The 26833-nt window shown below is 64.4% G+C and carries 25 protein-coding genes; 20 read left to right on the top strand and 5 right to left on the bottom strand.

Going from position 1 to position 26833, the window contains the following annotated elements; translation table 11 throughout:
- The first annotated feature begins 188 nt into the window (after positions 1 to 188).
- From QCE58_RS01885 to QCE58_RS01845, 9 genes are read left to right on the top strand one after another with little or no spacing between them, the layout of a single operon-like run.
- Positions 189 to 1499, top strand: coding sequence for an adenosylmethionine--8-amino-7-oxononanoate transaminase (locus QCE58_RS01885; RefSeq protein WP_250520895.1), 1311 nt, complete (start codon positions 189 to 191; stop codon positions 1497 to 1499).
- Positions 1496 to 2695: an 8-amino-7-oxononanoate synthase gene (bioF, locus tag QCE58_RS01880; RefSeq protein WP_175979731.1), complete on the top strand. Its 1200-nt coding sequence runs from the start codon at positions 1496 to 1498 to the stop codon at positions 2693 to 2695. The genes QCE58_RS01885 and bioF overlap by 4 nt, the downstream gene beginning before the upstream one ends.
- Entirely contained in the window at positions 2692 to 3393 is a 702-nt protein-coding gene (bioD, locus tag QCE58_RS01875) for a dethiobiotin synthase (RefSeq protein WP_250480213.1), read from the top strand. Before bioF ends, bioD begins: the two co-directional genes overlap by 4 nt.
- 4 nt (positions 3394 to 3397) lie before the next feature.
- Complete coding sequence (gene bioB, locus QCE58_RS01870) at positions 3398 to 4441, top strand: biotin synthase BioB (RefSeq protein WP_008351947.1); 1044 nt, start codon at positions 3398 to 3400, stop codon at positions 4439 to 4441.
- Positions 4442 to 4460: 19 nt separating this feature from the next.
- Positions 4461 to 5402 carry a glyoxylate/hydroxypyruvate reductase A gene (locus QCE58_RS01865; RefSeq protein ID WP_008351949.1) on the top strand — a complete coding sequence of 314 codons (942 nt, stop codon included), beginning with the start codon at positions 4461 to 4463 and terminating at the stop codon, positions 5400 to 5402.
- 25 nt (positions 5403 to 5427) lie between these two features.
- Positions 5428 to 6351 (top strand): hydroxymethylglutaryl-CoA lyase, encoded by a 924-nt coding sequence (locus QCE58_RS01860; RefSeq protein ID WP_008351950.1) that lies wholly within the window; start codon positions 5428 to 5430, stop codon positions 6349 to 6351.
- Positions 6352 to 6367: 16 nt separating this feature from the next.
- Positions 6368 to 6865 (top strand): YbaK/EbsC family protein, encoded by a 498-nt coding sequence (locus QCE58_RS01855; RefSeq protein WP_008351951.1) that lies wholly within the window; start codon positions 6368 to 6370, stop codon positions 6863 to 6865.
- Between the two features lie 44 nt (positions 6866 to 6909).
- Positions 6910 to 7467 (top strand): DUF1289 domain-containing protein, encoded by a 558-nt coding sequence (locus QCE58_RS01850; protein WP_250520923.1) that lies wholly within the window; start codon positions 6910 to 6912, stop codon positions 7465 to 7467.
- A complete protein-coding gene (locus tag QCE58_RS01845; RefSeq protein ID WP_250520894.1) occupies positions 7464 to 8375 on the top strand; it encodes an MBL fold metallo-hydrolase in 912 nt (303 codons plus the stop codon). The genes QCE58_RS01850 and QCE58_RS01845 overlap by 4 nt, the downstream gene beginning before the upstream one ends.
- A gap of 177 nt (positions 8376 to 8552) precedes the next feature.
- Here the strand turns inward: QCE58_RS01845 and QCE58_RS01840 are convergent, their stop codons facing one another.
- Complete coding sequence (locus QCE58_RS01840; protein WP_250520893.1) at positions 8553 to 9443, bottom strand: alpha/beta fold hydrolase; 891 nt, start codon at positions 9441 to 9443, stop codon at positions 8553 to 8555.
- 259 nt (positions 9444 to 9702) lie between these two features.
- Here QCE58_RS01840 and QCE58_RS01835 point away from each other — a divergent pair, with 259 nt between their 5' ends.
- Positions 9703 to 10665 (top strand): nitronate monooxygenase family protein, encoded by a 963-nt coding sequence (locus QCE58_RS01835; RefSeq protein WP_250520892.1) that lies wholly within the window; start codon positions 9703 to 9705, stop codon positions 10663 to 10665.
- 67 nt (positions 10666 to 10732) lie between these two features.
- Here QCE58_RS01835 and QCE58_RS01830 read toward each other — a convergent pair whose 3' ends face one another.
- Both QCE58_RS01830 and QCE58_RS01825 read right to left on the bottom strand, forming a co-directional pair.
- On the bottom strand, positions 10733 to 11842 hold the full coding sequence (locus QCE58_RS01830; RefSeq protein WP_008351956.1) for a porin: 1110 nt from the start codon (positions 11840 to 11842) through the stop codon (positions 10733 to 10735).
- Between the two features lie 508 nt (positions 11843 to 12350).
- Positions 12351 to 12719, bottom strand: a complete 369-nt coding sequence (locus QCE58_RS01825; protein WP_034470363.1) for a hypothetical protein — start codon at positions 12717 to 12719, stop codon at positions 12351 to 12353.
- A 513-nt stretch (positions 12720 to 13232) separates the two neighbouring features.
- Between QCE58_RS01825 and QCE58_RS01820 the strand changes: the two genes are divergently transcribed.
- The 9 genes from QCE58_RS01820 (at position 13233) to QCE58_RS01780 (ending at position 20950) form a co-directional block, all read left to right on the top strand.
- Positions 13233 to 14252 (top strand): bile acid:sodium symporter family protein, encoded by a 1020-nt coding sequence (locus tag QCE58_RS01820; RefSeq protein WP_309779183.1) that lies wholly within the window; start codon positions 13233 to 13235, stop codon positions 14250 to 14252.
- Positions 14253 to 14573: 321 nt separating this feature from the next.
- Positions 14574 to 15611, top strand: coding sequence for an acyl-CoA dehydrogenase (locus tag QCE58_RS01815; RefSeq protein WP_250478604.1), 1038 nt, complete (start codon positions 14574 to 14576; stop codon positions 15609 to 15611).
- The gene (locus tag QCE58_RS01810) at positions 15599 to 16390 is read left to right on the top strand and encodes a PIG-L deacetylase family protein (protein ID WP_008351964.1); all 792 of its coding nucleotides are present in this window, start codon (positions 15599 to 15601) and stop codon (positions 16388 to 16390) included. Before QCE58_RS01815 ends, QCE58_RS01810 begins: the two co-directional genes overlap by 13 nt.
- Positions 16387 to 16998, top strand: coding sequence for a bifunctional 2-polyprenyl-6-hydroxyphenol methylase/3-demethylubiquinol 3-O-methyltransferase UbiG (locus QCE58_RS01805; protein WP_034470354.1), 612 nt, complete (start codon positions 16387 to 16389; stop codon positions 16996 to 16998). Before QCE58_RS01810 ends, QCE58_RS01805 begins: the two co-directional genes overlap by 4 nt.
- 202 nt (positions 16999 to 17200) lie before the next feature.
- Positions 17201 to 18220: a LacI family DNA-binding transcriptional regulator gene (locus QCE58_RS01800; RefSeq protein ID WP_008351968.1), complete on the top strand. Its 1020-nt coding sequence runs from the start codon at positions 17201 to 17203 to the stop codon at positions 18218 to 18220.
- Positions 18217 to 19470: an AGE family epimerase/isomerase gene (locus QCE58_RS01795; protein WP_250480209.1), complete on the top strand. Its 1254-nt coding sequence runs from the start codon at positions 18217 to 18219 to the stop codon at positions 19468 to 19470. Before QCE58_RS01800 ends, QCE58_RS01795 begins: the two co-directional genes overlap by 4 nt.
- Before the next feature lie 5 nt (positions 19471 to 19475).
- Positions 19476 to 20387 carry a carbohydrate kinase gene (locus QCE58_RS01790; protein ID WP_008351973.1) on the top strand — a complete coding sequence of 304 codons (912 nt, stop codon included), beginning with the start codon at positions 19476 to 19478 and terminating at the stop codon, positions 20385 to 20387.
- A gap of 65 nt (positions 20388 to 20452) precedes the next feature.
- Positions 20453 to 20674 (top strand): hypothetical protein, encoded by a 222-nt coding sequence (locus QCE58_RS01785; protein WP_008351974.1) that lies wholly within the window; start codon positions 20453 to 20455, stop codon positions 20672 to 20674.
- Between the two features lie 30 nt (positions 20675 to 20704).
- On the top strand, positions 20705 to 20950 hold the full coding sequence (locus QCE58_RS01780; protein ID WP_008351976.1) for a hypothetical protein: 246 nt from the start codon (positions 20705 to 20707) through the stop codon (positions 20948 to 20950).
- Here QCE58_RS01780 and QCE58_RS01775 read toward each other — a convergent pair.
- A complete protein-coding gene (locus QCE58_RS01775) occupies positions 20947 to 21597 on the bottom strand; it encodes a glutathione S-transferase family protein (protein ID WP_008351977.1) in 651 nt (216 codons plus the stop codon). The genes QCE58_RS01780 and QCE58_RS01775 overlap by 4 nt on opposite strands.
- A 234-nt stretch (positions 21598 to 21831) precedes the next feature.
- Here QCE58_RS01775 and QCE58_RS01770 point away from each other — a divergent pair, with 234 nt between their 5' ends.
- Entirely contained in the window at positions 21832 to 25398 is a 3567-nt protein-coding gene (locus QCE58_RS01770) for an indolepyruvate ferredoxin oxidoreductase family protein (RefSeq protein WP_250520891.1), read from the top strand.
- Here QCE58_RS01770 and QCE58_RS01765 read toward each other — a convergent pair whose 3' ends face one another.
- Positions 25399 to 26715, bottom strand: a complete 1317-nt coding sequence (locus QCE58_RS01765) for an EAL domain-containing protein (RefSeq protein ID WP_008351986.1) — start codon at positions 26713 to 26715, stop codon at positions 25399 to 25401.
- Positions 26716 to 26833 lie beyond the last annotated feature (118 nt).

The following is a 26833-nucleotide window of genomic DNA, read 5'->3' as shown; positions in this document are numbered from 1 at the left end:
ATAGCGCGTTTTCGCATTTCCATTGCGCGCGCACGCATGTCCAAAAAACCTTCCGAATACGGAAGGTCGGCCATGTTTTAGGGATAATTGACTCGCGCAGTTTTCACGCAGTTTCCCCGTAACGCAGGCGCCTGGCGCTTGCCCGATGTATCCGGCCCGCATCGCGCGCGCGGGCCTGGGAGCCGTTTTTGAACACAGAAGCCAATCAGGACTGGGTTGCCCGCTCGCTTGCGGCCGTGTGGCATCCGTGCACCCAGATGAAACATCACGAGCGCGTGCCGCTCGTGCCGATCGCGCGCGGCAAGGGCGCGTGGCTCTACGACCACGAAGGCCACCGCTATCTCGATGCGATCAGTTCGTGGTGGGTCAATCTCTTCGGCCACGCGAACGACGACATCAACCGCGCGCTCAAGGATCAACTCGACACGCTCGAACACGCGATGCTCGCGGGCTGCACGCACGCGCCGGCCGTCGAACTGGCCGAGCGTCTTTGCGCGCTCACCGATCGCACGCTCGGCCATGCGTTTTTCGCGTCCGATGGCGCGTCGGCGGTCGAGATCGCGCTGAAGATGAGCTTTCACTTCTGGCGCAATCGCGGCGCAAGCGAGAAGCGCGAATTCGCGTGTCTCGCGAACAGCTATCACGGCGAAACGATCGGCGCGCTCGGCGTGACGGACGTCGCCATTTTCAAGGACGCTTACGATCCGCTGATCCGTCACGCGCATGTGGTCGCGTCGCCGGCGGCGGTCGGCGTCGACGAAGCCATCGCCGCGATGCGCGCGCTCTTCGGGCAGCGCGCGTCGCAGCTTGCGGCCGTGATCGTCGAGCCGCTCGTGCAGTGCGCGGCCGGCATGTCGATGTACGACGCGTCGTATCTCACGCGTTTGCGCGCGCTGTGCGACGAATTCGGCGTGCATCTGATCGCCGATGAAATCGCGGTCGGCTGCGGGCGCACCGGCACTTTTTTCGCGTGCGAGCAGGCGGGCATCTGGCCTGATTTCATCTGCTTGTCGAAGGGCATCAGCGGCGGATACTTGCCGCTTTCGATCGTGCTCACGCGCGACGACATCTACGCCGCGTTCTACGACGACGACGTCACGCGCGGCTTTCTGCATTCGCATTCGTACACGGGCAATCCGCTCGCGTGCCGCGCCGCGCTGGCGACGCTCGATCTGTTCGACAGCGCGAAGGTGCTCGCGGAAAACAAACGCAAATCGGCGTTGCTGGGCGAGGCGTTGCGCGCGCGCGTCGGCGAGCACGAACGCGTGAAGAATCTGCGCAATCGCGGCACGATCTTCGCGTTCGATGTCGATATCGACGACAAGACGTTCTCGCGCCGCTTCTTCGCAAACGCGTTGCAGCGCGAACTGCTGATGCGCCCCATCGGCACGACGGTCTACATGATGCCGCCGTACATCCTCTCCGACGACGAACTGCTGCTCCTCGCGCAACGCACGCGCGAAACGCTCGACGCCACGCTCGCGGGGGTCGCAGCATGAGCACGACAGCGAGAGCGTTGTACGAAACGCTCGAACAGGGCTTGAACGATATCGATGCGCGCGGCCTGCGGCGTCGCCGCAAGACGATCGACGGCGCCTGTTCCGCGCACATGACCGTCGATGGCCGCGCGATCGTCGGCTTCGCGAGCAACGATTATCTCGGCCTCGCCGCGCACGATGCGATTCGCGCGGCGCTCGCCGAAGGCGCGTCGCTTTTCGGCGCGGGCAGCGGCGGTTCGCATCTGCTGGGCGGCCATTCACGCGCGCACGCGCAACTCGAAGACGATCTCGCCGCGTTCTCGGGCGGTTTCGTCGACAACCCGCGCGCGCTTTACTTCAGCACCGGCTACATGGCGAACCTCGCGGTCGTCACGGCGCTCGCCGGACGCGGCACGCTCGTGTTTTCGGACGCGCTCAATCACGCATCGCTGATCGACGGCGTGCGCCTGTCGCGCGCGCAAACGCAGATTTATCCGCACGCCGACATCGACGCGCTCGACGCGATGCTCGACGCCTCCCGCGACGAAACGGCGACGAAGCTCATCGTCACCGACACGGTGTTCAGCATGGACGGCGATATCGCGCCGCTCGCGCGTCTCGTCGAGCTTGCGGAGAAGTACGGCGCGTGGCTCGTCGTCGACGACGCGCACGGCTTCGGCGTGCTCGGCCCGCAAGGACGCGGCGCGCTGGCGCATTACGCACTGCGCTCGCCGCATCTCGTCTATGTCGGCACGCTCGGCAAGGCGGCGGGCGTGTCGGGCGCGTTCGTCGCGGCGGATGAAACCGTCATCGAATGGCTCATTCAGCGCGCGCGTCCGTATATCTTCACGACGGCGTCCGCGCCGGCGGTCGCGCATGCGGTGTCGAAGAGCATCGAAATCATCGCGGGCGATGAAGGCGACGCGCGCCGCGCGCACCTCGCGTTGCTCATCGACACCACGCGCGCGATGCTGAAACGCACGCGCTGGATGCCGGTCGATTCGCATACCGCCGTTCAGCCGCTCGTGATCGGCGGCAACGACGAAACGCTGGAAATCGCCGCCGCGCTCGACAAGCAAGGCCTCTGGGTTCCGGCGATTCGTCCGCCGACGGTTCCGGCGGGCACGTCGCGCCTGCGCATTTCCCTTTCCGCCGCGCACAGTGAGGACGATCTCGCGCGGCTCGATCACGCGTTAAACGCTTTGAATACGCTATGACCGCTTTATCCCTGTTCGTCGCCGGAACCGATACGGAAATCGGCAAGACGCTCGTCTCTTGCGCGCTGCTGCACGGCTTCGCGCGCGCGGGCCTTTCCGCCGCCGCGATGAAGCCGATCGCGTCGGGCGCGGTCGAGCGCGACGGCGTGCTGCACAACGAAGACGCCGATCAGCTCGACGCCGCCGCGAACGTCGCGCTGCCGAACGACATCCGCACGCCGTTCATGATGCGCGAGCCGATCGCGCCGCATATCGCTGCGGCGCGCGAAGGCGTGGCGCTCGACATCGGGCGCATTGTGCGAGCGCATCAGTTCGCGATGACGAAAGCGGATATCGTCGTCGTGGAAGGCGTCGGCGGTTTTCGCGTGCCGCTCACCGACACGCACGACACCGCCGATCTCGCCGTCGCGCTGAATCTGCCGGTCGTGCTCGTCGTCGGCATGCGGCTCGGCTGCATCAGCCATGCGTTGCTGACGGTCGAAGCCATCGCGTCGCGCGGCCTGAAGCTCGCCGGCTGGGTGGCGAATCGCGTCGATCCGAATATGCTGTATCCCGACGAAAACATCGCAACACTGAAACAACGCATCAAGGCGCCGCTCATCGGCGTGATTCCGCATCTCGCGGCACCCGATGCAACGCGCGCCGCCGATTCGCTCGATATCGGCGCTCTGACCGACTCGCTTCATCAAAAGGATTGAATACATGACACAGCAAATCGCCACTGAGACCACCTCGAAAACCACGCCGCAACCGATGCAGCGCTGGCGCGTCGCCGATGTCGTCGCGCTGTACGAACTGCCGTTCAACGATCTGCTCTTCCGCGCGCAGACCGTGCATCGCGAACACTTCGATCCGAACGCGGTGCAGTTGTCCACGCTGCTGTCGATCAAGACGGGCGGCTGCGAGGAAGATTGCGCGTACTGTCCGCAGTCGGTGCATCACGACACCGGCCTCAAGGCCGAAAAACTGATGGACGTCGATGAAGTCCTGAAGGCCGCCGAAGTCGCGAAGTCGAACGGTGCGACGCGCTTTTGCATGGGCGCGGCGTGGCGCAATCCGAAGGATCGCCATCTCGAGCCGATCAAGGACATGATTCGCGGCGTGAAGGCGATGGGCCTCGAAACCTGCGTGACGCTCGGCATGCTCGAAGCGCATCAGGCGCAAGGCTTGCGCGACGCCGGCCTCGATTACTACAACCACAATCTCGACACGTCGCCGGAGTTCTACGGCCAGATCATTTCGACGCGCACGTATCAGGATCGCCTCGATACGCTCGAACACGTTCGCGACGCGGGCATCAACGTGTGCTGTGGCGGGATCGTCGGCATGGGCGAATCGCGACGCGAACGCGCGGGACTGATCTCGCAGCTCGCGAACATGGAGCCGTATCCGGAATCGGTGCCGATCAACAATCTCGTGCAGGTCGCGGGCACGCCGCTCACCGGCGTCGACGCGCTCGATCCGTTCGAGTTCGTGAGGACGATCGCGGTCGCGCGCATCACGATGCCGAAGGCGATGGTGCGTCTGTCCGCCGGACGCGAGCAGATGGATGAAGCGTTGCAGGCGCTGTGCTTCGCGGCGGGCGCAAACTCGATCTTCTACGGCGATCAGCTTCTGACGACGAGCAACCCGCAAGCCGAAGCCGACCGCAAGCTGATCGAGCGCCTCGGCATGCGCGCGGAAGCCGCGCAGAACGCCGGCGCGCAGGAAGCCGAACGCGGTTGCGGACACAAGCACGCGAACTAAACGGAAAACGGACGCGGCCATGAAAATCATCTTCTACGAGAAGGGCGCCGATATCGACGCGTGGCTCGGCGGCCTGAAACGCGAGTTGCCCGATGCGGACCTGCGCGTATGGGAGCCGGGCGACACCGCGAGCGCCGACTACGCGATCGTGTGGCGCGCGCCGCGCGAGCTCTTTGCGAATCGTCCCGATCTTCAGGCCGTGTTCAATCTCGGCGCGGGCGTCGACGCGATTCTCGATGTCGAGCGCCGCGAACCCGGCACGCTGCCGCCGAACGCGAAGCTCGTGCGTCTCGAAGACACCGGCATGGCGCAGCAGATGGTCGAATACGCGACGTACTGCGTGCTGCGCTACCTGCGCCGCTTCGACGAATACGACGCGCTGCAACGCGAAGGCCGCTGGGAAAAACTGCCGCAGCACGCGCGCGAATCGTTCACTGTCGGCGTGCTCGGGCTCGGCGTGCTCGGCGCGGAAGTCGCGAAGGGTTTGCTGAAACTCGGCGTGCCCGTGCGCGGATACAGCCGCACGCCGAAGACGATCGAAGGCGTCCACGTTCACGCGGGCGCGGACGAATTCGACGCGTTTCTCGACGGCGTAAAAGTGCTCATCAATCTGTTGCCGCACACGCCGGACACCGAAGGCATTCTGAACGCGCGCACGTTCGGCAAGCTCGCGCGCGGCGCGTATCTGGTGAACGTGGCGCGCGGCCCGCATCTCGTCGATGCCGATCTCATCGCCGCGCTCGACAGCGGCCAGATCGCCGCCGCGACGCTCGATGTCTTCCACACCGAGCCGCTGCCGCAGGAACATCCGTTCTGGACGCATCCGCGCGTGTCGGTGACGCCGCATATTTCGGCGGAAACGCTGCGCGAGGAAAGCATCGTGCAGATCGCCGGCAAGATCAAAGCGCTCGCGCGCGGCGAGCCGATCAGCGGCATCGTCGATTTCAAGCGCGGGTACTGAGACCACATCGAAAGGAGACAGAGACATGATTCCGTCAAAAGTGAAAATCGTCGAAGTCGGGCCGCGCGACGGCCTGCAGAACGAAAAGGAATTCGTGCCCACCGAAACCAAGATCGAGCTCGTGAACCGGCTCGCGCGGGCGGGCATCGTGAACGTGGAATCGACATCGTTCGTGTCGCCGAAATGGGTGCCGCAAATGTCCGACGCCGCCGCACTCATGGCCGGCATCGAGCGCCGTCCGGGCACGATCTACTCCGTGCTCACGCCGAACATGCGCGGCTTCGAAGGCGCGCTCGAAGCCAAAGCCGATGAAATCGTGATCTTCGGCGCGGCGAGCGAGGCGTTCTCGCAGAAGAACATCAATTGCAGCATCGCGGAGAGCATCGCGCGCTTCGAGCCGGTCGCGAAAGCCGCGAAGGACGCCGGCATGCGGCTGCGCGGATCCATCTCGTGCGCGCTCGGCTGTCCGTATCAGGGCGAAGTGAGCATCGAATCGGTCGTGGATGTCGTCGAACGCATGAAAGCGCTCGGCTGCGACGAGATCGATATCGCCGATACCATCGGCGTCGGCACGCCCAAACGCACGCGCGAAGTGCTCGCGGCAGCGCAGAAAGCGTTTCCGCGCGAGCGCCTTTCCGGACATTTCCACGACACGTACGGGCAAGCCATCGGCAACATTTATGCGGCGCTGCTCGAAGGCATCGAGATCTTCCACGCGTCGGTGGCGGGGCTCGGCGGCTGTCCGTATGCGAAGGGCGCGACCGGGAATGTCGCGACCGAAGACGTCGTGTATCTGATGAACGGGCTCGGCATCGAGACCGGCGTCGATCTGGATCAGCTCGTCGATATCGGCGATTTCATTTCGCGCGCGATCGGCAAGCCGAGTTCGTCGCGTGCAGGAAAGGCGATCTTCACGAAGAAACGCGACGGCGCCGCCGCCTGCGTCTGAACAACAAAGGACAAAGATGATCGATCAATTGCCCGATTCCGCGCGCCGCGTCGCGCTTTTGTTGAAGGAACGCGGCCATCCGCATGACGTCGTGATGCTGCCCGAAACCGGCAAGACGTCGGCGGAAGCGGCGGCCGGCCTCGGCTGCGAGGTCGCGCAGATCGCCAAGTCGATTCTGTTTCGCCGCAAGGAAGACGACGCGCCCGTGCTCGTGATCGCGAGCGGCGCGAATCGCGTCGATGAAGCGAAGGTCGCGGCGCGCGTCGGCGCTCTGGCGCGCGCGGACGCGAAGTTCGTGCGCGAGAAGACCGGCTACGCGATCGGCGGCGTGTGCCCGATCGGCCATGCGGTCACGCCGGTCACGCTCATCGACGAAGACCTGCTCGCGCTCGACAGCCTGTGGGCGGCGGCCGGGCATCCGCACGCGGTGTTCAATCTGTCGCCGCAGGAATTGATCGAGCTGACGGGCGCGCCGGTCGCGGACGTTGCGTTGCGCGAGACGGCGGAATCGTGACGAATGTGACGGACATTGCGTCGCCGTGCGTCGATGTATGCCGCATGAATCCGGAGACCGGTTTCTGCGACGGCTGCTTTCGCAACATCGGCGAAATCGCCGCGTGGTCGTCGCATGACGATGACGCGAAACGCGCGGTGCTCGCGCGCGTCGAGAGCCGTCGTCAGGGCGCGCGCGTGGTGACGCTCGGCGAATCGTTCGACGCGACGCTCGCGCTGCCGCCCGATTCGATCAAGCACTTCGCGACGCTCGTCAACGATCTCAACCCGCTGCATCACGACGACGCCTACGCGCGCGCAAGCCGTTTCGGTGCGCTGATCGCATCGGGCACGCAGCCGACCGCGCATCTGATGGCGATGCTCGCCACGCACTTCTCGCAATACGCGCAGCCGCTCGGACTCGAATTCGGCATCAGGCTGACGCGCGCGGTGAAGGCGAACGACGTGCTCGCGATGTCCTGGCGCGTGACCGAAGCGAAGTGGAAAGCGAGTCTGAACGGGGATCTCGTGAAGCTGGAAGGCGACGCGCGCAATCAGCTCGGCGAAACGGTGATGAAGGCGACGGCGACCATCGTCGTGATGCCGCTGGAGACACGCGCGTGAGAACGCTGCCGGAGTCGATGACGGTCTTCGAGCGCGGCTGGCTCTCGTCGAACAACGTGCTGTTCAGAAGCGCCGAAGGCACCGCGATCGTCGATACGGGCTATGTATCCCACGCGCCGCAAACGCTCGCGCTGGTCAAACAAAAGCTCGGCGCGCGCAAGCTCGATCTGATCGTCAACACGCATCTGCATTCGGATCATTGCGGCGGCAACGCGCTGCTCCAGCGCACGTACGCCTGCGACACGCTGATTCCCGCAAGCGAAGCGCACGCGGTGCGCGCGTGGGACGAAGACGCGCTCACGTTTCGGGCGACCGGCCAGCGCTGCGATCGCTTCGATTCCACGGGCACGATCGCGCACGGCGCGACGCTCGCGCTCGGCGGCTTCGACTGGAACGTGCTCGGCGCGCCCGGCCACGATCCGCATTCGCTGATGCTCCATTGCCCCGAGACGCGCGTGCTCATCAGCGCGGACGCGTTGTGGGAAAACGGCTTCGGCGTGATCTTTCCCGAACTCGAAGGCGACAGCGGTTTCGCGGAAGAACGCGCGGTGCTCGAACTCATATCGACGCTCGACGTCGATATCGTGATTCCCGGCCACGGCGCGCCGTTCACGGACGTTGCGCGCGCGCTCGAGGTCGCTTCGTCGCGACTCGAATACTTGGAGGCCGATCCCGCGCGCAACGCGAAGAACGCGCTCAAGGTGCTGATCGTCTTCAAGTTGATGGAAGTGCGCACGCTGACGCTCGATGCGCTCGTCACGATGACGCAAGACGCCCGCGCGATGCGCGCCGCCGCCGATGCGCTTGCGCCATCGGGCGAATGTCATACGCTCGTCGAGAAAATCGTCGGGGAACTGGCGCGCGGCGGCTCGGTGAACGTGAGCGGCGAAACCGTGTCGGTGGCCTGAACCGCCCGAGTGCACAAAAAGAAAGCCGCTTGTCAGCTACGGCAAGCGGCAGAATCATATGGACGTGATCAACGTCCCAAGTATCGTATCGCGACACTATTTCACGTGCATCGGTGCTTTCCCTACAAAATTGTAACGACACCTGAATTCACGTAAAGCCCAATGCCGGCGCGGGTTTCAGGGCGCATCTGCCTCGAAGAACGCGAGCATTTCCGCGAGCAGCATGTCGGGCTGTTCCTCGGGAATGTAGTGCCCGCACGGCAGCGCGCGGCCGCTCACGTCGCGTGCGACGCGCCGCCATTCGTCGAGCGCGTCGAAGCGCCGTCCGATGACGCCTTGCTCGCCCCACAGCACGCGCAGCGGACAGGCGATCTTCATGCCGCGTTCGAGATCGGCGCGTTCGTGTTCGAGGTCGATGCCCGCCGACGCGCGATAGTCCTCGCACGTCGCGAAGATCGCACCCGGCGCGGCAAACGCGTCGCGATACGCCTGCAACGCATGCGGCGCGAAGGGCGCAAATCCCGCTTGGCCACTGCCCAATAGCCGATCGATATATGCGTCCGGGTTGCCGCCGATCAGCAATTCCGGCAGCGGCGACGGCTGGATCAGCATGAACCAGTGGAAGTTTGCAGTCGCGAATTCGCGGTCGGTAGCGTCGTACATCGCGAGCGTCGGCGCGATGTCGAGCAGCATCAGACGATCGACGGCGTCGGGGAAATCCATCGCCATGCGATGCGCGACCCGCGCGCCGCGATCGTGCGCGCAGACAAGAAACTGTTCGAAGCCGAAGTGACGCATGACCGCGACCTGATCGCCGGCCATCGCACGTTTCGAATAAGGCGTGTGATGCGTGTCGCTTTCCGGCTTTCCCGACGCGCCGTAGCCGCGCAGATCGCTGGCGATCACCGTGAAGTGCTTCGCAAGCTCGCCGGCGCACTTGTGCCAGATCTCGTGCGTTTGCGGATGTCCGTGCAGGAGCAAGAGCGGCGGCCCGTCGCCGCCTTTCATCCCGGCGATCTCGACGCCGCCCGCATCGACGCGAAACGGCTCGTAGTCTATGAACGACATTGTGTTTTCTTGTTCGTGGCGTTGCGGACCATTGTAGGCGCGCTCGCGCAGTCGCCGATGCCGTGGCGAGCGTGGAAACGCCGAAACCGAATACTTCTTCGGGAAATGGCGGATGCTTCGGCGGCGATGTCGTGCATATAATCGAACGATCGTTCGCTGGCCACGCGTGCCTTCCGGAAAATGATCGTGCGTGCCGGATCGCGCGCCAGTTCTCTAGAATGGTTTAACGCTGCTCGGACACACTCAGGAGATTCGTGCCATGGCTCTGCCCGCCATCTTGCAGCACCTCGGCTTGCCCGTCGTCGGCTCGCCGATGTTCATCGTCAGTTATCCCGAGCTCGTGCTTGCGCAATGCAAGGCGGGCATCGTCGGCTCTTTTCCGGCGTTGAACGCGCGTCCCGCCGAACTGCTCGACGAATGGCTCACGCAGATTCAAAGCGAGCTCGCCGCGCACAAGGCCGCGAATCCCGATGCCGTGATCGGGCCGATCGCGGTCAATCAGATCGTTCATCAGTCGAATGCGCGGCTCGAACAGGACGTGCGCGTGTGCGTCGAGCATGAGGTGCCGATCTTCATCACGAGCCTGCGCGCGCCGGTCAAGGAGATGATCGACGCCGTGCATTCGTACGGCGGCATCGTGCTGCACGACGTCATCAACTTGCGGCACGCGCAGAAAGCGCTCGAAGCGGGCGTCGACGGCCTCATTCTCGTCGCGGCGGGCGCGGGCGGTCACGCGGGGACGACGTCGCCGTTCGCGCTCGTCGGCGAAGTGCGGCGCATGTTCGACGGCCCGATCGTGCTGTCGGGCGCGATCGCCAATGGCGGCTCGATCCTCGCGGCGCAAGCGATGGGCGCGGACCTCGCCTACATGGGCACGCGCTTCATCGCGACGAAGGAAGCGCACGCGCTCGAGGAATACAAGCGCGCGATCGTCGATGCAACCGCCGCCGACATCATCTACACGAATCTCTTCACGGGCGTGCATGGCAACTACATCCGCGAGAGCATCGTCAATGCGGGACTCGATCCCGATGCGCTGCCCGTCTCCGACAAGAACGCGATGAACTTCGCCGAAGGCACGAGCAAGGCGAAGGCGTGGAAGGAAATCTGGGGCGCGGGCCAGGGCGTCGGGCTGATGGAGGACGTGCCGAGCGTCGCGGAACTGGTCGAGCGTCTGAAGCGCGAATACGACGACGCGAAGGCGCGCCTCGCGATCCGCTGATTTTTTGTGCCGCAGAAAGCAAAACACCGCGCCCTTGAGCGCGGTGTTTTCGTTCGATGCGAACGCTTTAGAACTTCGCGCGGAGACCGACGCCGAAGGTATCGCCCGTCGACATACCCGTGTACTTGTCGTTCAGGTACGCCGCGTAGACGTCGGTGCGCTTCGACAGCGGATAGTCGTAGCCGAGCGCCCAGCTCTTGTGCGTCTGATCGAGACCGCCGTTGCTGCGCGAGTACGCATACGACGCCATCACCGTGCCCGGGCCGAGCGGAACCGTCACACCGCCTTGTCCGGTGTTGACGTGGAACGTGCCGGGGCCTTCGTAGTCGTTCTTCGTGTACATGTACTGCGCGAAGAACTTGACGTACTTCATGTCGTACGACGCGCCCAACTGGCCGACGCTCTGGCTCTTGTAGCCCGGCGAAGCGAAGCCGTCCACCGACGTCAGATCGCCCGGGGTGTTGTTGAAGTTCACGTACTGATAGACGCCCGTCGCCGCGAACGGACCGTGGAAGTACAGGAACTGCGCGCTGTACTTCTTCGAGCGGCCGTCGCCGGCGGTGTTGCCGAAGCTGTACATCACGCTGCCCGACAGACCGTTGAAGTCAGGCGACGTGTACTGGACCGAGTTGTTCCAGCCCGAATCGCCGATCACGCCCTGATCCGTGCGGTACGTCGGGAATGTGCCCGCGCCGAGGAACACGTGATAGACCATCGGCGAGAAGACGTACGAATCGACGAACGGGTTGAACAGGATCGTCGAGACGAAGAGTTGCGTCGTCAGGCGGCCCGCGGTGAACGTGCCGATCGGACCTTGAATGCCGACGTACGAGTTGCGCGCGAAGAAGGTGTCGCCCTGGAAGCGTCCGTACTGACCGTTCTGCGCGCGGAAGAAGCTTTCCAACGTGAAGATGGCCTTGTAGCCGCCGCCGAGATCCTCGGCGCCCTTCAAGCCCCAGTACGACGTCGACATGCCGCCGCCGCTCACGTTCCAGGCACGATCGCCGCCGGGAAATTTCTGCGCGCCGACCCATTCGTCGACCTGTCCATATAGCGAAACGCTCGATTGCGCGTGCGCCGTGCCCGCGGCGAAGAGGCCGAACATCGCTGCGGCGACCGCGGTGGCCTTGACCGTTGTTTTCACCGTAGTCATTGCACGGTTGACGGTTGACTTCATGAACTCTCCTGTTCTTTGTCGAAAATTGAAATCTTTGCGGGCGAGTTGCGTTGCGCTCGCCTCGTCTGACCGGCATAACGGTTTAGTGGGCGAAGAGGCATCGCGTGTGGAGCGGCACCATCTTTACGGACCATTTTTCCGGTCAAAAATGTTTTTGGTTATTGCGGGTATAGCGGTTCGAATACTTCCCGCCCCGCCCGCGCGCAGGAAGGGACGCTTTGCCTCAGGCTCGCGATGGCCGGATCGACAACCGGCGAGATGCGCAGCGAGTACCGGCGCGCCTCTCCAAGCGTCGAAAGGCGTTTGAAATTAAGAATTTCGGACATTTTCCCGCGCAGGCCGCATTGTCCTTGCGCGGAAAAAAGAGCGGAACGTCTGGGGGAAATTCGATGCGCAACTGTGGCGAGATTACGTCATCGTGACAGCGAAGCTAGACGCGCAAACAGTTTTGCGCTCCGCGCGGTGAACGCGGCGAAACGGAGGTCAGCTCAGGAAGACTGCGGAGCGTTCAGTTGCGGTAGTTCGCGTTCGTCGGCGCGCGACCGTCGTCGGCCGGACGGCCGGGGGGGCGCGGCAGGCTGCGCTCTTCGTTGTAGCGCGTGATGTCGGCGCGAATCGAGCCCGCGCCACGCAGCGGCACCGTCTGATCGCCCCGCGGGCCCGGACGCACTTCGGCGCTAACGGGCGTCAAGCCGTCTTTGGCGGCGACCGGCGTGTAATGCAGCGATTGCCTGCTGGCGCCGGAATCGGTGAGGACTGTCGACGGCAGCCACTCGACGCGCGGCCCGGCAAGCGCGAGCGAACCCGCCACCGCGAGCGCGCCAAGCGCTGCGGATGCGAAAAGCCGGGTAGTGTTGCGAATGCCTGTGAGCGCCATGTCGAAACAGCCTGCGTCCGACCGATATTTCCGTCCGTGAATGGAAAGCGGAGACTTTCGCTTCAGGCGGACAACCGGCGGCAGTCGGAACATTCGGGGCCTTGCATCGAGCGATGCATAAACCCGCCAACCGGTGTATTCAACAATTTATTTCGCGCCGCGAAAGCAGTCGAGCCAAAAAGTGTTAGGCCCGCTCGATGGTTGTAACACCATGTTACGTCAGAGTTTTTCGCTGCCGCCGAGCATTTCGGACGACCAAACATATGAAGAACAAATGTGCTGGACAAAAGAATCTGAAAGCCGCGAAATTGGCTCGCGCGCGGCCCGAGTTTTGCTGTAGCGCTCATTCGGCCTTCCTCGTGCACAGGTCGTTTCATGTGGACGTGTCATCAATCGATCCAGTAAATGAATTTGCCAATTTAATCGGGTGCGAGCGAAAATCATGGTTTTTCCTGACTTGACGCAAAAAACGCCCCGCCCAGCGGCCGGCGTGTCCAACCACGAGACTCTTTGATGGCACGGCACACACTTCTTCCCGACAACTTCCCGCTGGCGGTCGTCGGCACCGTCATCGTCGCGAGCTTTCTGCCCTGCCGCGGCGGCGCGGCGGTCGCATTCAACTGGATCACCGATATCGCCATCGGCCTCTTGTTCTTCCTGCATGGCGCGAAGCTTTCCCGCGAGGCGATCATCGCCGGCGCGACGCACTGGCGGCTGCATCTCGTCGTGCTGCTCAGCACCTTCGCACTCTTTCCACTGCTCGGGCTCGCGCTCAAACCGGTGCTGACGCCGCTCGTGACGCCGGCGCTGTACACCGGCATCCTGTTTCTGTGCACGCTGCCGTCCACGGTGCAGTCGTCGATTGCGTTCACGTCGATGGCAAAGGGCAACGTGCCGGCCGCCGTGTGCAGTGCGTCCGCGTCGAGCCTGCTCGGCATTTTCATTACGCCGGCGCTCGTCGGGATCGTCGTGAGCAATCACGGCGCGACGACCGGCTCGCCGTGGCACACCGTCGGCAACATCACGCTGCAACTGCTCGTGCCGTTCATTGCCGGGCAATTGCTGCGGCCGGCCATCGGCAAGTGGATCGACAGGCATCGCGCGATGCTCAAGTTCGTCGATCAGGGCTCGATTCTGCTCGTCGTGTACGTCGCGTTCAGCGAAGCCGTGAACGAAGGCATCTGGCATTCGATTTCGCTCGGGACGCTCGCGGGGCTGCTCGCGGTCAATATCCTGTTGCTGGCGGCGGCGCTGTTCATCACGGCGTTCACGGCCAAGCGCCTCGGCTTCTCGCGCGCCGACCAGATCACGATCATCTTCTGCGGTTCGAAGAAGAGTCTCGCGTCCGGCATTCCGATGGCGAAGGTGATTTTCGCGTCGCACGCGGTCGGTGCGGTCGTGCTTCCGCTCATGCTTTTCCACCAGATTCAATTGATGGTGTGCGCGGTGCTCGCGCAGCGTTGGGGCGCACGCAAGACTGCGCCCGAAGCCGCGCGCGAGAACAAGGCCGTCGGAGCGCCCGCCCGCCGCTGATTCACGCCCGTCCGCGAACGGCGCCCGCTGGTTCGCCATATTCGATCCCTTTCCAGAAGGCCGCCGCGTGCGGCCTTTTGCGTCATTTGAACCCGGCCACGCTCAAGCGACCATTCAGCCAAGCGGCATAAGCCAGAAAGCCTGACTTTTCACATCGATTCGTCGGAACGCGTTGCCGCGCGTCCGGCACTTTGGCCTACGTCTTTGGGCTGAATGGTGCTCGGGCATGTCCCTTGCCACACTCTTGTTCAAAACCGGGCAGAAACGGACACGGCGCGCCATGTGGACACAACGCATCAAACTTAAACAGCGGATGGACCGATGAACTGCGTCGAACAGCATGCGACGGCCTCCGCCTTGCGCGACTTTCTCGGCAAGTTGCCGTTTCAACGCGGCAACGCCGAAGAAACAGGCCGCGCGCTTCATGCGCTGATCGGCGCGGGTCTCGATCGCCTTCCCTTGCCGGGCCGGGGAAACACGGCTGAGCGCTGGCGCGCGTTGGGCGCGGTCGCAGCCTTCGACCTCTCTTTGGTCAAGCTCTACGAAGGCCACACGGACGCGCTCGCCATCCTCGCCGAACTGGGCGGCCCGCCACCCGACGACGGCAGCGCGTGGGCCGTGTGGGCAGCCGAACCGCCGAGCGCGCGCTTGTTGGCGCTGGGTGACGCCGGCTCACAGATCGTCGCGCTGGACGGCACGAAGGCATGGTGCTCGGGGGCGGCATCGGTCACGCATGCGCTCGTAACCGCGTGGAACGAGCGCGACGAACCGGTTCTCGCCGCCGTCGATCTGCGGCAGAACGGCGTGAAAGTCACCGGTTCCGGCTGGCAGGCGGTCGGCATGGAGGCGAGCGCGAGCGTCGACGTGCGCTTCGAGCGAGTACCCGCGCAGTTGGTCGGTCCGCCGCGTGGTTATCTCGAGCGCCCTGGTTTCTGGCAGGGCGGCGCGGGCATTGCCGCGTGCTGGTTCGGCGCGGCATCGGGCATTGCAGCGTTCGTCGCGCGCGATACAAAGCATCGCGCGGGGCCGCACAAGCTCGCGCATCTCGGTGCGATCGATACGGCGCTATCCGCGACGGCCGCGTTGCTGCGCGAGACGGCGGCGTTCATCGACCGCGAGCCGCAGGCCGACGCCATGGTGCCGACGATGCGTGCGCGCCTCGCGGCCGAACATGTGGCAACGCTGGTCGTGGAGCGCGCGGGCCGCGCGCTGGGCGCCGGCCCGCTCTGCCGCGACGCGCACTTCGCGCAGTTGATGGCCGATCTGCCGGTTTTCATTCGACAAAGCCACGCCGAGCGTGACGAAGCATCGCTCGCCGAGCACGTCATAGAGGAGGAAAGGATTTCATGGCAAGTGTGACCACGCAAGCGCCTACCGACGAAAAGGCCACTGACCGCGCCATACGCGGCGAAGGCACGCCCGAAGCCGCATGGCAGGGATGGGCGCGTCTGAATGCGCTGCCCGAAGTCGATCCGGCGGAACTGGTGCCGCTCGGCAGCCGGGCCGTCGTCGTTGCGCCACACCCCGACGATGAAATCCTCGGCACCGGCGGCCTGCTCGCTCGACTGTCGGAGATCAGCCGGCACATTCTCATCATCGCCGCAACGGACGGCACGGCAAGTCACCCGAAGTCATCCGAATGGCCGCCGGAACGTCTTGCACGCGTACGTCCGCAGGAAACGAGGGCTGCGCTGCAACGGCTGCATCTGCGTCAGGTCCAGGTAGTCCGGCTCGGGCTCCAGGACGGCGATCCTGACCAGATCGAATCGAGTTTGTCAGGATGCCTGTCGGAGTACCTTCAACCGGGCGACATAGTTTTCACGACATGGCGCTATGATGGTCACCCCGACCACGAGGCGGCCGGGCGCGCCGTTCAGTCCGCGGCACAAGCGCTCGATCTGCCTTGTGTGGAGGTGCCGCTCTGGACCTGGCACTGGGCGTCGCCGGACGATACGCGCGTGCCATGGAGCCGTGCTCGCCGCATCGTGCTCGACGGCGCCACGCATGCCCGGAAGCTTCGGGCCGTGCAGGCTTTTCGGAGCCAGCTCGACCCCGACGCCACCACCGGACAAGCGCCAGTGCTGCCCGAGCATGTGCTGGCAAGGCTTACACGGCCTTTCGAAGTCGTACTCATATGAACAACACCAACAACAATACTAAGCAGTACTTCGATACCCTTTATCGAGATAACGACGATCCCTGGAAAATCAGGCATCGATGGTATGAACGGCGCAAACGCGCGCTCCTGCTCGCCTCGCTTCCGCACGAACGCTATGCGCGCGCATTCGAGCCAGGCTGCGGCAACGGCGAACTGACGGCGCTGCTCGCGCCACGCTGCGACGAGCTGATCGCAACCGACATCGCCGAGGACGCCGTCGCGCTCACGCGGCAACGCGTCGCGGAATATCGTAACGTCGATGTCCGGCAGATGCTGCTGCCCGACTGCTGGCCCACCGGCAAGTTCGATCTCGTCGTGATCAGCGAGATCGGCTATTACCTCGACGAGCCGCAGCTATGGCACATCGTCGAGCATATACACCAAAGCTTGTCGCATGACGGCGCGGTCGTCGCGTGTCACTGGCGTCGGCCGATCGAAGGCTGGCTTCAGAACGGCGACGAAGTCCACGCAAAGCTGCGCGGCCGCATGAGTCTGCCGCTGCTAAGCCACTATTGGGACGACGATCTGATCCTCGACGTATGGACGCCCGACAAGCGCTCGGTTCACGACCGCGAAGCCGCGGCGTAATGTTTCCGTATTTTTACTAAACAAATAACTCGCAAGGAATCGCATATATAACAACGGCCTACTGGTTTTCTCCAATCTTCGCGGACGCTAAGTTCGAGGCTTTTACTATACAATCGCCTCGAACAAGTGAACCGGCCGAGCGCGCGCAACATCGCGCCTGAGCGGAAAACAGCCGAGAAAAGCGGAGACAGAGAACACCACGATGGCCACCACCATTCGCGATGTCGCGCGCGCGGCAAGCGTCTCGATCGGGACGGTTTCGCGCGCGCTTAAGAATCAACCAGGCTTGTCCGAGGCGACGCGCGTGCGCGTCGTCGAAGTGGCGCAGCAACTCGGCTACGATTCGGCTCAGTTGCGCACGCGCATTCGTCGCGTGACCTTTCTGCTGCATCGGCAGCACAACAATTTCGCCGTCAGCCCTTTCTTTTCCCATGTGCTGAACGGTTTCGAGGAAGCGTGCCGCGAGCGGCGGCTCGTGCCATCCGTGCTCACGGCCGGTCCGACGCACGATCTCGCGCAGCAGATGCGCCTGCACGCGCCGGACGCCATCGCGGTCGCGGGTTTCGTCGAGCCGGAACTGCTCGCGCATCTGCATTCGCTCGCGCGGCCCACCGTGCTGATCGACTTGCGCGCGCCGGGATTCCGCTCCGTCAACATCGACAATGTGACCGGCGCGTCGCTCGCGATGCAGCATCTGTTCGCGCAAGGGCGGCGGCGCATCGCGTTCATCGGCGGATCGCTCGCGCATTACAGCATCGCGCAACGCGCGCTCGGCTATCGGAAAGCATATTTCGATGCCGGCCAGCTTTTCGATCCGACGCTCGAGGTCATGACGCAGCCGGGTCTGACCGCCGATCAGGCCGCCGCCGACGCGATGGAACGCCTCATCGCGGAAGCCCGCGCGCAATCCGGTCCCCTGCCCGACGCCGTTTTCGCCTATAACGATGCAGCGGCCCTCGCCGCGATGCGCGTCTGTCTCGCGCACGGCTTGCGCGTGCCGGACGACATCGCGTTCGTCGGTTTCGACGACATTCCGGCCGCCGCCCAAAGCACGCCGCCGCTCTCGACCGTGACCGTCGACAAGGAAGCGCTCGGGCGCCGCGGTGTCGAATTGCTGTTGGAAGATCAATCGAGCCCGCCGAGCCAGGCCGACACGCTCGTCGCCGTCAATTTCGTTCCTCGCGCGAGCTCGGGCACGAAACAGGACATCAGCACGCCATGAACATGACCGCCTCACCTGCCCTCGCGGAACCGGCGCCAGCAGAACGCGCGATCGATTTCCGCAGCCGCGACTTCCTGCTCTCCCACGTACGCGACACGCTCGCGTTCTACGCGCCGAACGCGCGCGATCCGTCCGGCGGTTTCTTTCATTTCTTCAAGGACGACGGCAGCGTCTATAACCGCAAGACGCGCCATCTCGTCAGCAGCACGCGCTTCGTCTTCAACTACGCGATGGCCTTCCGCCACTTCGGCGACGCGCGCTATCGGGACGACGCGCATCACGCGTTCAGATTCCTGCGCGACGCCCACTGGGACGCCGCGAACGAAGGTTACGACTGGGAAATCGAGTGGCACGACGGCCAGAAGCGCACGCTCGACGGCACGCGCCACTGCTACGGCACGGCGTTCGTGCTGCTCGCATGCGCGCACGCGGCGATGGCGGGCATCGACGAAGCCAGGCCGATGATCGACGAAACCTTCGCGCTGATGGAAAAGCGTTTCTGGGACGCCGACGCCGGCCTCTACGCCGACGAAGCCACGCCCGACTGGCGGCTTTCGGACTATCGCGGGCAGAACGCGAACATGCACGCGACCGAGGCGCTGCTCGCGGCTTACGAGGCGACGGGTCACGTCATCTATCTGGATCGCGCGGAAAAGATCGCGGGCAACATCACGCTGCGGCAGGCGAAGCTGTCGCACGGCATGGTGTGGGAGCATTTTCATCGCGACTGGTCGGTCGACTGGCATTACAACGAATCGGACAGTTCGAACATCTTCCGTCCGTGGGGTTTTCAGCCGGGTCATCAGATCGAATGGGCGAAGCTGCTGCTGATTCTGGAGCGGCATCGCGCGCTGCCGTGGCTCTCGGCGCGCGCCGTCGAACTGTTCGACGCCGGCTTCAACCGCGCGTGGGACAGTCGTCACGGCGGCCTCTACTACGGCTTCGGCCCGGACGACACCATCTGCGACCACGACAAGTATTTCTGGGTGCAGGCCGAAGGCTTCGCGGCGGCGGCGCTGCTCGGCGCGCGCACGGGACGCGAGCGTTTCTGGGATTGCTATGACGAACTCTGGCGCTATAGCTGGGAGCACTTCGTCGATCACGAATACGGCGCGTGGTATCGCATTCTGACGTGCGACAACCGCAAGTACGGCGACGAGAAAAGTCCCGCCGGCAAGACCGACTACCACACGATGGGCGCGTGCTACGAAGTGCTGAACGCGCTGGCCCCGACTTCGACTCAACGGTGACAAGCATGGCAAGCGAGCAAACCACTTTTCCGCAATTCGTTTCCGCGGGCGACATCCTCACCGACATGATCCGCACGGACGTGTCGAGCTGGCTTTCGCGTCCGGGCGGCGCGGGCTGGAACGTCGCGCGCGCGGTCGCGCGGCTCGGCCTGCCGACGGCCTGCGCCGGCTCGCTCGGCACGGACAATTTCTCCGACGATCTGTGGGACGCGAGCGTCGCTTCGGGCCTCGACATGCGCTTCATGCAGCGCGTCGAGCGTCCGCCCTTGCTCGCGATCGTCCACAAGACGCAGCCGCCCACGTACTACTTCATGGGCGAGAACGGCGCCGATCTCGCGTTCGATCCGTCGCGGCTGCCGCAAGGCTGGATGGAGCGCGTGAAGTGGGCGCATTTCGGCTGCATCAGCCTCGTGCGTCAGCCGCTCGGCGCGACGCTTGCCGCGCTCGCCCGTCAGTTGCGCGAACACGGCGTGAAGATCAGCTTCGATCCGAACTATCGCAATCTGATGGAGCACGGCTACGAGCCGATCCTGCGCAACATGGCGGGCCTCGCCGATCTCATCAAGGTGTCCGACGAAGATCTGCACATGCTGTTCAAAGGCATGCCCGAAGCCGACGCGCTCGCGAAAATCCGCGCGATGAACCGCCAAGCCACCGTGCTCGTCACGCGCGGCTCGTCGGAAGCCACGCTCTATGCCGGCGACGAGCAGTACAGCGCGCGTCCGCCGAGCGTCGAAGTGGCCGATACGGTCGGCGCGGGCGATGCGTCCATCGGCGGATTGCTCTATAGCTTGATGGCGCGTCACGGCGAATGGCCCGAACATCTGAAGTTCGCGCTCGCGGCGGGCGCGGCGGCGTGCCGTCATTCGGGCGCGCATTCGCCGTCGCTGGATGAGGTCGAGGCGTTGCTGAAATAAGCGTCGCACGCGTTACATATCAGCGTGCTAGCATGGATTCGTCCTTGCCTGGAGGCGAATCCATCATGGAAGACACCACCTACACGAAAGGCATCTACACCGCGACGATCGGCGTGCGCGCCATCGACGGCGGTCAGTACCAGGGCCTCGTCTCGCTCGCACGCGACGACGGCGAAGATACCGAAGCGACGCTCTACGAAGTGGAAGCCGCGTCGGGCAACGAAGAAGAAGCGCTCAACGAAGCGCGCGCGCTCGCGCACCGCATCCTCGGGGAAATCGAGTTGTAGCCACGCTGCATGGCCGCATCGGAGGACAACATGCCGGAGCAGATCTTCCTTTATGGCGTCTACGCCATCCACGTGAGGCCGGTCGAGCTGCAGGGCTCGCGCTGGGACGCGGAGTACGAGATCCGTCATCACGACAAGGCGGTGCAGACGTGGACGACCGTCGGCGGCGACGACGGTCTCGCCGATCGCGCCGAAGCCGTCGAGCTGGCGCATCGGCGCGCGGTGTCGGATATCGAAGCCGGCGCGGGCATTCCCAAGCCGCGCGCGTTTCCCTAACTCTCGCTCGACGAATGCACGACGCCCGCGTGGCTGTTCAGCGCCAGCCGCTCGGCCTCGCGATGATCGATCGCTGACGCGCGCTCGTAGCCCTCGCGCCCGAGCGCGCGTTCGACGTAATCGAAAAGCACGCCCTGCGGCTCGATCAGCTTCGCCTTGAACGCGATCTGCAGCGTGCTCGCCGCGAGAATGTCCGCGGCGGTGAATTGCTCGCCGAGCAGCCACGGCCCCTCTTCCAGCGCGTTTTCGATCGCGTGCTCGACGCGCGCGAGATCGCCCCATCCGAAACTCACCGTGTTGCCTTGCGCGCCGGTCACGCGTTCGGCCATCGCGGGTTCGAGACACGAACCGGTGAAAAACATCCACTGCAGGAAGCGCCCGCGCGACGGATCGTGCAGCGGCACGCCGAGCGTCGTTTCCGGATAGCGATCCGCCAGATACAGCAGCACCGCGCCCGATTCGGCCACGCGCACGCTGCCGTCTTCCAGCGCGGGCAGCTTCGACATCGGATTGACGCGGCAGAAGTTCGGATCGTTCTGCGCGCCGGCTCGGATGTTCACGAACTCCAGTTGATACGGCACGCGCATTTCTTCGAGCATCCACAGCGCGCGAAAGGCGCGCGTCTTCGGCCAGTAAAAGAGCTTCATCGGCTGCAATCGGGTTGGCTGTCGAGGCATTCAGGTTAGCCCTTTCGCGCGCCGACGCCCGATCCGGGTTTACGCGAAGCACGGACAGATCGAGGAAATTTCTCTCGCGTATCTCGAAAATCAGCCCGATGTTTCTCGGCGCGACGGTATTCGCTGCGAGTAAGCAAAAACATTCCGCTTTTGTCGGCAAAGAATGTCGCATTGCCTCGCATACCTACAAGACACGGAGATCTCATGAACGCGCGCGTCCCCGCCGATGCCTTTTTTCCTCCCGCGCTGTCGGACTATCAACTCGGCGACAACCTCTCCGCCACGAAAGGCCGGATCTTCCTCACCGGCACGCAGGCGCTCGTGCGTCTCGTTTTGATGCAGCGCGAACTCGACCGCGCCGCCGGCCTGAACACCGCTGGCTTCATCAGCGGATATCGCGGCTCGCCGCTCGGCATGGTCGATCAGCAATTGTGGAAAGCGAAGAAACTGCTCGCGTCGCACGATGTGCGCTTCTTGCCCGCGATCAACGAGGAACTCGGCGGCACGGCCGTGCTCGGCACGCAGCGCGTGGAATCGGACGCGGAACGCACCGTCGATGGCGTGTTCGCGATGTGGTACGGCAAAGGCCCGGGCGTCGATCGAGCAGGCGATGCGCTCAAGCACGGCAACGCGTACGGCTCGTCGCCGCACGGCGGCGTGCTCGTCGTCGCGGGCGATGACCACGGCTGCGTGTCGTCGTCGATGCCGCATCAGAGCGATCAGACGATGATCTCCTGGCACATGCCGGTGGTGAATCCGTCGAACGTCGCCGACATGCTGGAGTTCGGCATCTACGGCTGGGCGCTGTCGCGCTTTTCGGGCGCGTGGATCGGCTTCAAGGCGATTTCGGAGACGGTCGAATCCGGCTCGACCGTCGATCTCGATGCGCTCAGGCTCGACTGGCAAGCGCCGCAAGATTTCACGCCGCCGGCGGGCGGCCTGCACAACCGCTGGCCCGATCTGCCGAGCCTCACGATCGAAGCGCGTCTCGCGGCGAAGATCGAGGCCGTGCGCCACTTCGCGCGCACGAACAGCATCGACAAGTGGATCGCGCCGAGCCCGCGTGCGAACGTCGGCATCGTGACGTGCGGCAAGGCGCACCTCGATCTGATGGAAGCGCTGCGCCGCCTCGATCTCACCGTCGACGATCTCGACCGCGCGGGCGTGCGGATCTACAAGGTCGGGCTGTCGTATCCGCTCGAAACGACGCGGCTCGAGACCTTCGTCGAAGGTCTGAGCGAAGTGCTCGTCATCGAGGAGAAGGGCCCGGTCATCGAGCAGCAGATCAAGGATCATCTGTATAACCGCGTCGACGGCGCGCGGCCGATCGTCATCGGCAAGAACGCTCGCGACGGCGCGCAACTGCTTTCCGCGCTCGGCGAATTGCGTCCGTCGCGCGTGTTGCCGGTGTTCGCGGACTGGCTCGCGCGTCACAAGCCGGCGCTCGATCGCCGCGACAAAGTGGTCGATCTGGTCGCGCCGCAAATCCTGTCGAATGTCGCCGATGCCGTGAAGCGCACGCCCTATTTCTGCTCGGGCTGCCCGCACAACACCTCGACGAAAGTGCCGGAAGGCTCGGTCGCGCAGGCGGGCATCGGCTGTCACTTCATGGCGTCGTGGATGGAGCGCGACACGACCGGTCTCATCCAGATGGGCGGCGAAGGCGTCGACTGGGCGTCGCACTCGATGTTCACGAAAACGCCGCACGTCTTTCAGAATCTCGGCGACGGCACGTACTTTCATTCCGGCATTCTCGCGATTCGCCAGGCCGTGGCCGCGAAGGCGAACATCACGTACAAGATTCTGTATAACGACGCCGTCGCGATGACGGGCGGCCAGCCCGTCGACGGCAGCATTTCCGTGCCGCAGATCGCGCGTCAGGTCGAAGCCGAAGGCATCGCGCTGCTCGTCGTCGTCAGCGACGAGCCGGAGAAATACATTGGTCACGAAGATCAGTTTCCGCGCGGCACGACGTTTCATCATCGCGGCGAGCTCGACGACGTGCAGCGCCGTCTGCGCGACACGCCGGGCGTCACCGTGCTCATCTACGATCAGACGTGCGCCGCCGAAAAGCGCCGCCGCCGCAAGAAAGGCGAGTTTCCCGATCCGGACAAGCGGCTTTTCATCAACGAAGCCGTCTGCGAAGGCTGCGGCGATTGCGGCGTGCAATCGAATTGCCTGTCGGTCGAGCCTGTGGAAACGGAACTGGGACGCAAGCGCCGCATCGATCAGTCGTCGTGCAACAAGGATTATTCGTGCGTGAACGGCTTCTGCCCGAGCTTTGTCACGGTCGAAGGCGCGAAGCTCAAGAAGGCCGAAGGCCACGCGTTCGATCCCGCCGAACTCGCGCGCCGCGTCGATGCCTTGCCGCTGCCGCAAGGCCAGCTCGATAACGCGCCGTACGACATCCTCGTGACGGGCGTCGGCGGCACGGGCGTCGTGACGGTCGGCGCGCTCATCAGCATGGCAGCGCATCTGGAAGGCAAGAGCGCGTCGGTGCTCGATTTCATGGGCTTCGCGCAGAAAGGCGGCTCGGTGCTGTCGTTCGTGCGCTTCGCCGCGACCGATGCGCTGCTCAATCAGGTACGCATCGACACACAACAGGCGGACTTGCTGCTCGCGTGCGACATGGTCGTCGGCGCGAGCCCGGAAGCGCTGCAGACGGTGCGGCACGATCGCACGAAGATCGTCGTGAACACGCACGCGATTCCGAACGCGAGCTTCGTGCAGAACCCCGAAGCGAATCTTCACGCGGATGCGCTGCTCGACAAGATGCGTCACGCCGCCGGCCCCGCCGCGCACGACGCGATGCGCAGTTGCGACGCGCAAGCGCTCGCCCAGCGTTTTCTCGGCGACACCATCGGCGCGAACATTCTGATGCTCGGCTTCGCGTGGCAGCTCGGCCTCGTGCCGCTGTCGCTCGCAGCGTTGATGCGCGCGCTCGAACTGAACAACGTCGCGGTCGCGGCGAACAAGCTGGCGTTTTCGATCGGCCGTCTCGCCGCGCACGACATGAAAGCGCTCGAATCGCTGACCGCATCGACCCAGCAGAAGCGCATCGTCATGGCGGATATGCCGCTCGCGGAACTCATCGGCGATCGCGAAGCGCGCTTGCTCGCGTATGGCGGCAAGAAGTTCGTCGGGCGCTATCGGTCGCTGCTCGCGAAGGCATCGGCGAATGAGGACGTGAAGCGCGCCATCGCGATTTCGTTCTACAAGCTGCTCGCCGTGAAGGACGAATACGAAGTCGCGCGCCTGCACGCGGACCCGGCGTTCCGCGCCGCGCTCGGCGCGCAGTTCGAAGGCACGGCAGGCTCGGATTACGCGGTGAAGTTCAACTTCGCGCCGCCGGTTCTGTCACACGGCGCGCCGAAGAAGAAAGTGTTCGGCCAGTGGATGTGGCCGGTGCTCGGCGGTCTCGCGAAGTTTCGCGCGCTGCGAGGCACCGCGCTCGACGTCTTCGGACGCACGCTCGAACGCCGCATGGAGCGTCAGCTCGCCGACGACTTCGAGATCACCATGACGCGCGCCTTGTCCCGCCTGAACGCCGACAACGCGAAGGACGTGCAAGCGCTCGCCGCGCTGTTCGAGAAAGTGCGCGGCTACGGACACGTCAAGCTCGCGAACGTCGCGATGGTCAAGCGCAGCGAACGCGACATCGCGGCGCGCATCGACATCGAAGCGGCGACGGGCGACGCGGTGCGCGCCTCCATCGATTCGGTGAAGGGCGCGGCATCGCTGAAGGGGATTCCGGTCGTCGTGGCGAAGTAATCAGTCGATATCGTCGGGCAGCCAGTCGATATCGCCGCACAGCACGCAGCGCTTGCCCTGCGCGCGCGTCTCCACGGAGAGCGTGACGCAGGGCATCGCTTCGTTGATCGACAGATACGGCTTCGTCACGTGCACGCGCTCGGGATCGCCGAGGGCCGCGCGGAAGTACGGACGGCGCAGCCAGTTCGCGCCCTGCGCATCGATGAGCGGCAGAAAGCGCGCTTCGTGCGCGGCGCGGTCGGCGCGCAGCACGACGTTGCGGCCGGCCTGCTTGCCGTTCTGATCGAGCAGAAAACAGCGCGCGGCGTTATCGAGCGCGAGGAAATTCCAGCACACTTCTTCGAGCGGCTCCCCCGCCGCGAGCCGCTCGGCCGCGCGCTCGAACGCGCGGATATACGGCTGAAGCCTCGTCGCGACGCGCCGTTCGCGCGCTTCGGTCTGCAGTCGGTAACGCTCGGTCAGCTCGCCGATCACGTTTTGCGCGTGCGCGCTGTCCGCGAGACCCGGATGCGGCCGCGCGAAGAAAAAGCCCTGCACGAAATCCGCGCCGCTCGCGAGCGCGAGTTGCGCCTCGTGCTCGGTCTCGACGCCTTCGATCAGCACGAGCTTGCCCGCCTGATGCAGCAACGACACGATGCCCGACAGCACCGCCTCCATGTTCTGCCGCTGCTTGAGCGAGCGAGCGGACAGCGGCGCGTGAACGTTGTGGCCGGCGTGCGAAAGCATGACGCGATCGAGTTTGACGATGTCCGGATCGAGCTGCCAGATCCGTTCGATGTTCGTATGCCCCGCGCCGAAATCGTCGAGCGCGATGAGAAAGCCGTGGTCGCGGAACTGCTGCACCGCGAGCGCGAGCCGCTCGATATCCTCGGCGCTTTGCTCGAGCACTTCCAGCACGACGCGGCGCGGCTCGAGATTCAGGCGCTTCAGATTCGCGAGCAGCGCGGCGGCGTGATACGGCTCGGTCAGCGCGCCCGGATGCACGTTGAGAAAGAGCCATTCGTCCTTCGCGCCGAGCATCCTGAAGTTTTCCAGATGCAGCGCCTGCGCGAGCCGGTCGATCTGCAACGCCTCGCCGACGCGCGATGCCTGCCCGAACACATCGAGCGGCGACACCGGGCGATCGAGCGCATCGTGCGCGCGCAGCAAGCCCTCGTATCCGACGGCGCGCATGTGCGACAGACTGAACACCGGCTGAAAGACGCTCGATAACGTCAACTCGCCGTGTTCGACCGAATAGCGATCGAAGCCCGATGTCACGCCTAGCTCGAAGCTGCGCGCGGAAACCGTCGTCTTCTCGGGATTTGCGATCATCATGCCGATGCCCTCGCCTGAACGCCGTGGCGAAACGCACTCGGCTGCGTGATGCCCCATACCATTGTCATAAGAACTGCCCTCGGTGATCTCGCCGGGAGTCTCTCTGTCCCGTGGCTTT

Source organism: Caballeronia sp. LZ028 (assembly GCF_031451415.1).
Taxonomy (GTDB): Bacteria; Pseudomonadota; Gammaproteobacteria; order Burkholderiales; family Burkholderiaceae; genus Caballeronia; species Caballeronia zhejiangensis.
This window is presented reverse-complemented; position numbering and strand designations above follow the sequence as displayed.

Bases quoted from the DNA above. Each gene is read 5' to 3' on its own strand.
- QCE58_RS01855 (WP_008351951.1), top strand. From the start codon at position 6,368: ATGATCGATCAATTGCCCGATTCCGCGCGCCGCGTCGCGCTTTTGTTG.
- QCE58_RS01800 (WP_008351968.1), top strand. From the start codon at position 17,201: ATGGCCACCACCATTCGCGATGTCGCGCGCGCGGCAAGCGTCTCGATC.
- QCE58_RS01825 (WP_034470363.1), bottom strand. From the start codon at position 12,719: ATGGCGCTCACAGGCATTCGCAACACTACCCGGCTTTTCGCATCCGCA.
- QCE58_RS01850 (WP_250520923.1), top strand. From the start codon at position 6,910: ATGAATCCGGAGACCGGTTTCTGCGACGGCTGCTTTCGCAACATCGGC.
- bioB (WP_008351947.1), top strand. From the start codon at position 3,398: ATGACACAGCAAATCGCCACTGAGACCACCTCGAAAACCACGCCGCAA.
- QCE58_RS01860 (WP_008351950.1), top strand. From the start codon at position 5,428: ATGATTCCGTCAAAAGTGAAAATCGTCGAAGTCGGGCCGCGCGACGGC.
- QCE58_RS01780 (WP_008351976.1), top strand. From the start codon at position 20,705: ATGCCGGAGCAGATCTTCCTTTATGGCGTCTACGCCATCCACGTGAGG.
- QCE58_RS01840 (WP_250520893.1), bottom strand. From the start codon at position 9,443: ATGTCGTTCATAGACTACGAGCCGTTTCGCGTCGATGCGGGCGGCGTC.
- QCE58_RS01865 (WP_008351949.1), top strand. From the start codon at position 4,461: ATGAAAATCATCTTCTACGAGAAGGGCGCCGATATCGACGCGTGGCTC.
- QCE58_RS01785 (WP_008351974.1), top strand. From the start codon at position 20,453: ATGGAAGACACCACCTACACGAAAGGCATCTACACCGCGACGATCGGC.
- QCE58_RS01830 (WP_008351956.1), bottom strand. From the start codon at position 11,842: ATGAAGTCAACCGTCAACCGTGCAATGACTACGGTGAAAACAACGGTC.
- bioF (WP_175979731.1), top strand. From the start codon at position 1,496: ATGAGCACGACAGCGAGAGCGTTGTACGAAACGCTCGAACAGGGCTTG.
- QCE58_RS01765 (WP_008351986.1), bottom strand. From the start codon at position 26,715: ATGATGATCGCAAATCCCGAGAAGACGACGGTTTCCGCGCGCAGCTTC.
- QCE58_RS01770 (WP_250520891.1), top strand. From the start codon at position 21,832: ATGAACGCGCGCGTCCCCGCCGATGCCTTTTTTCCTCCCGCGCTGTCG.
- QCE58_RS01795 (WP_250480209.1), top strand. From the start codon at position 18,217: ATGAACATGACCGCCTCACCTGCCCTCGCGGAACCGGCGCCAGCAGAA.
- QCE58_RS01805 (WP_034470354.1), top strand. From the start codon at position 16,387: ATGAACAACACCAACAACAATACTAAGCAGTACTTCGATACCCTTTAT.
- QCE58_RS01835 (WP_250520892.1), top strand. From the start codon at position 9,703: ATGGCTCTGCCCGCCATCTTGCAGCACCTCGGCTTGCCCGTCGTCGGC.
- bioD (WP_250480213.1), top strand. From the start codon at position 2,692: ATGACCGCTTTATCCCTGTTCGTCGCCGGAACCGATACGGAAATCGGC.
- QCE58_RS01810 (WP_008351964.1), top strand. From the start codon at position 15,599: ATGGCAAGTGTGACCACGCAAGCGCCTACCGACGAAAAGGCCACTGAC.
- QCE58_RS01790 (WP_008351973.1), top strand. From the start codon at position 19,476: ATGGCAAGCGAGCAAACCACTTTTCCGCAATTCGTTTCCGCGGGCGAC.
- QCE58_RS01815 (WP_250478604.1), top strand. From the start codon at position 14,574: ATGAACTGCGTCGAACAGCATGCGACGGCCTCCGCCTTGCGCGACTTT.
- QCE58_RS01775 (WP_008351977.1), bottom strand. From the start codon at position 21,597: ATGAAGCTCTTTTACTGGCCGAAGACGCGCGCCTTTCGCGCGCTGTGG.
- QCE58_RS01820 (WP_309779183.1), top strand. From the start codon at position 13,233: ATGGCACGGCACACACTTCTTCCCGACAACTTCCCGCTGGCGGTCGTC.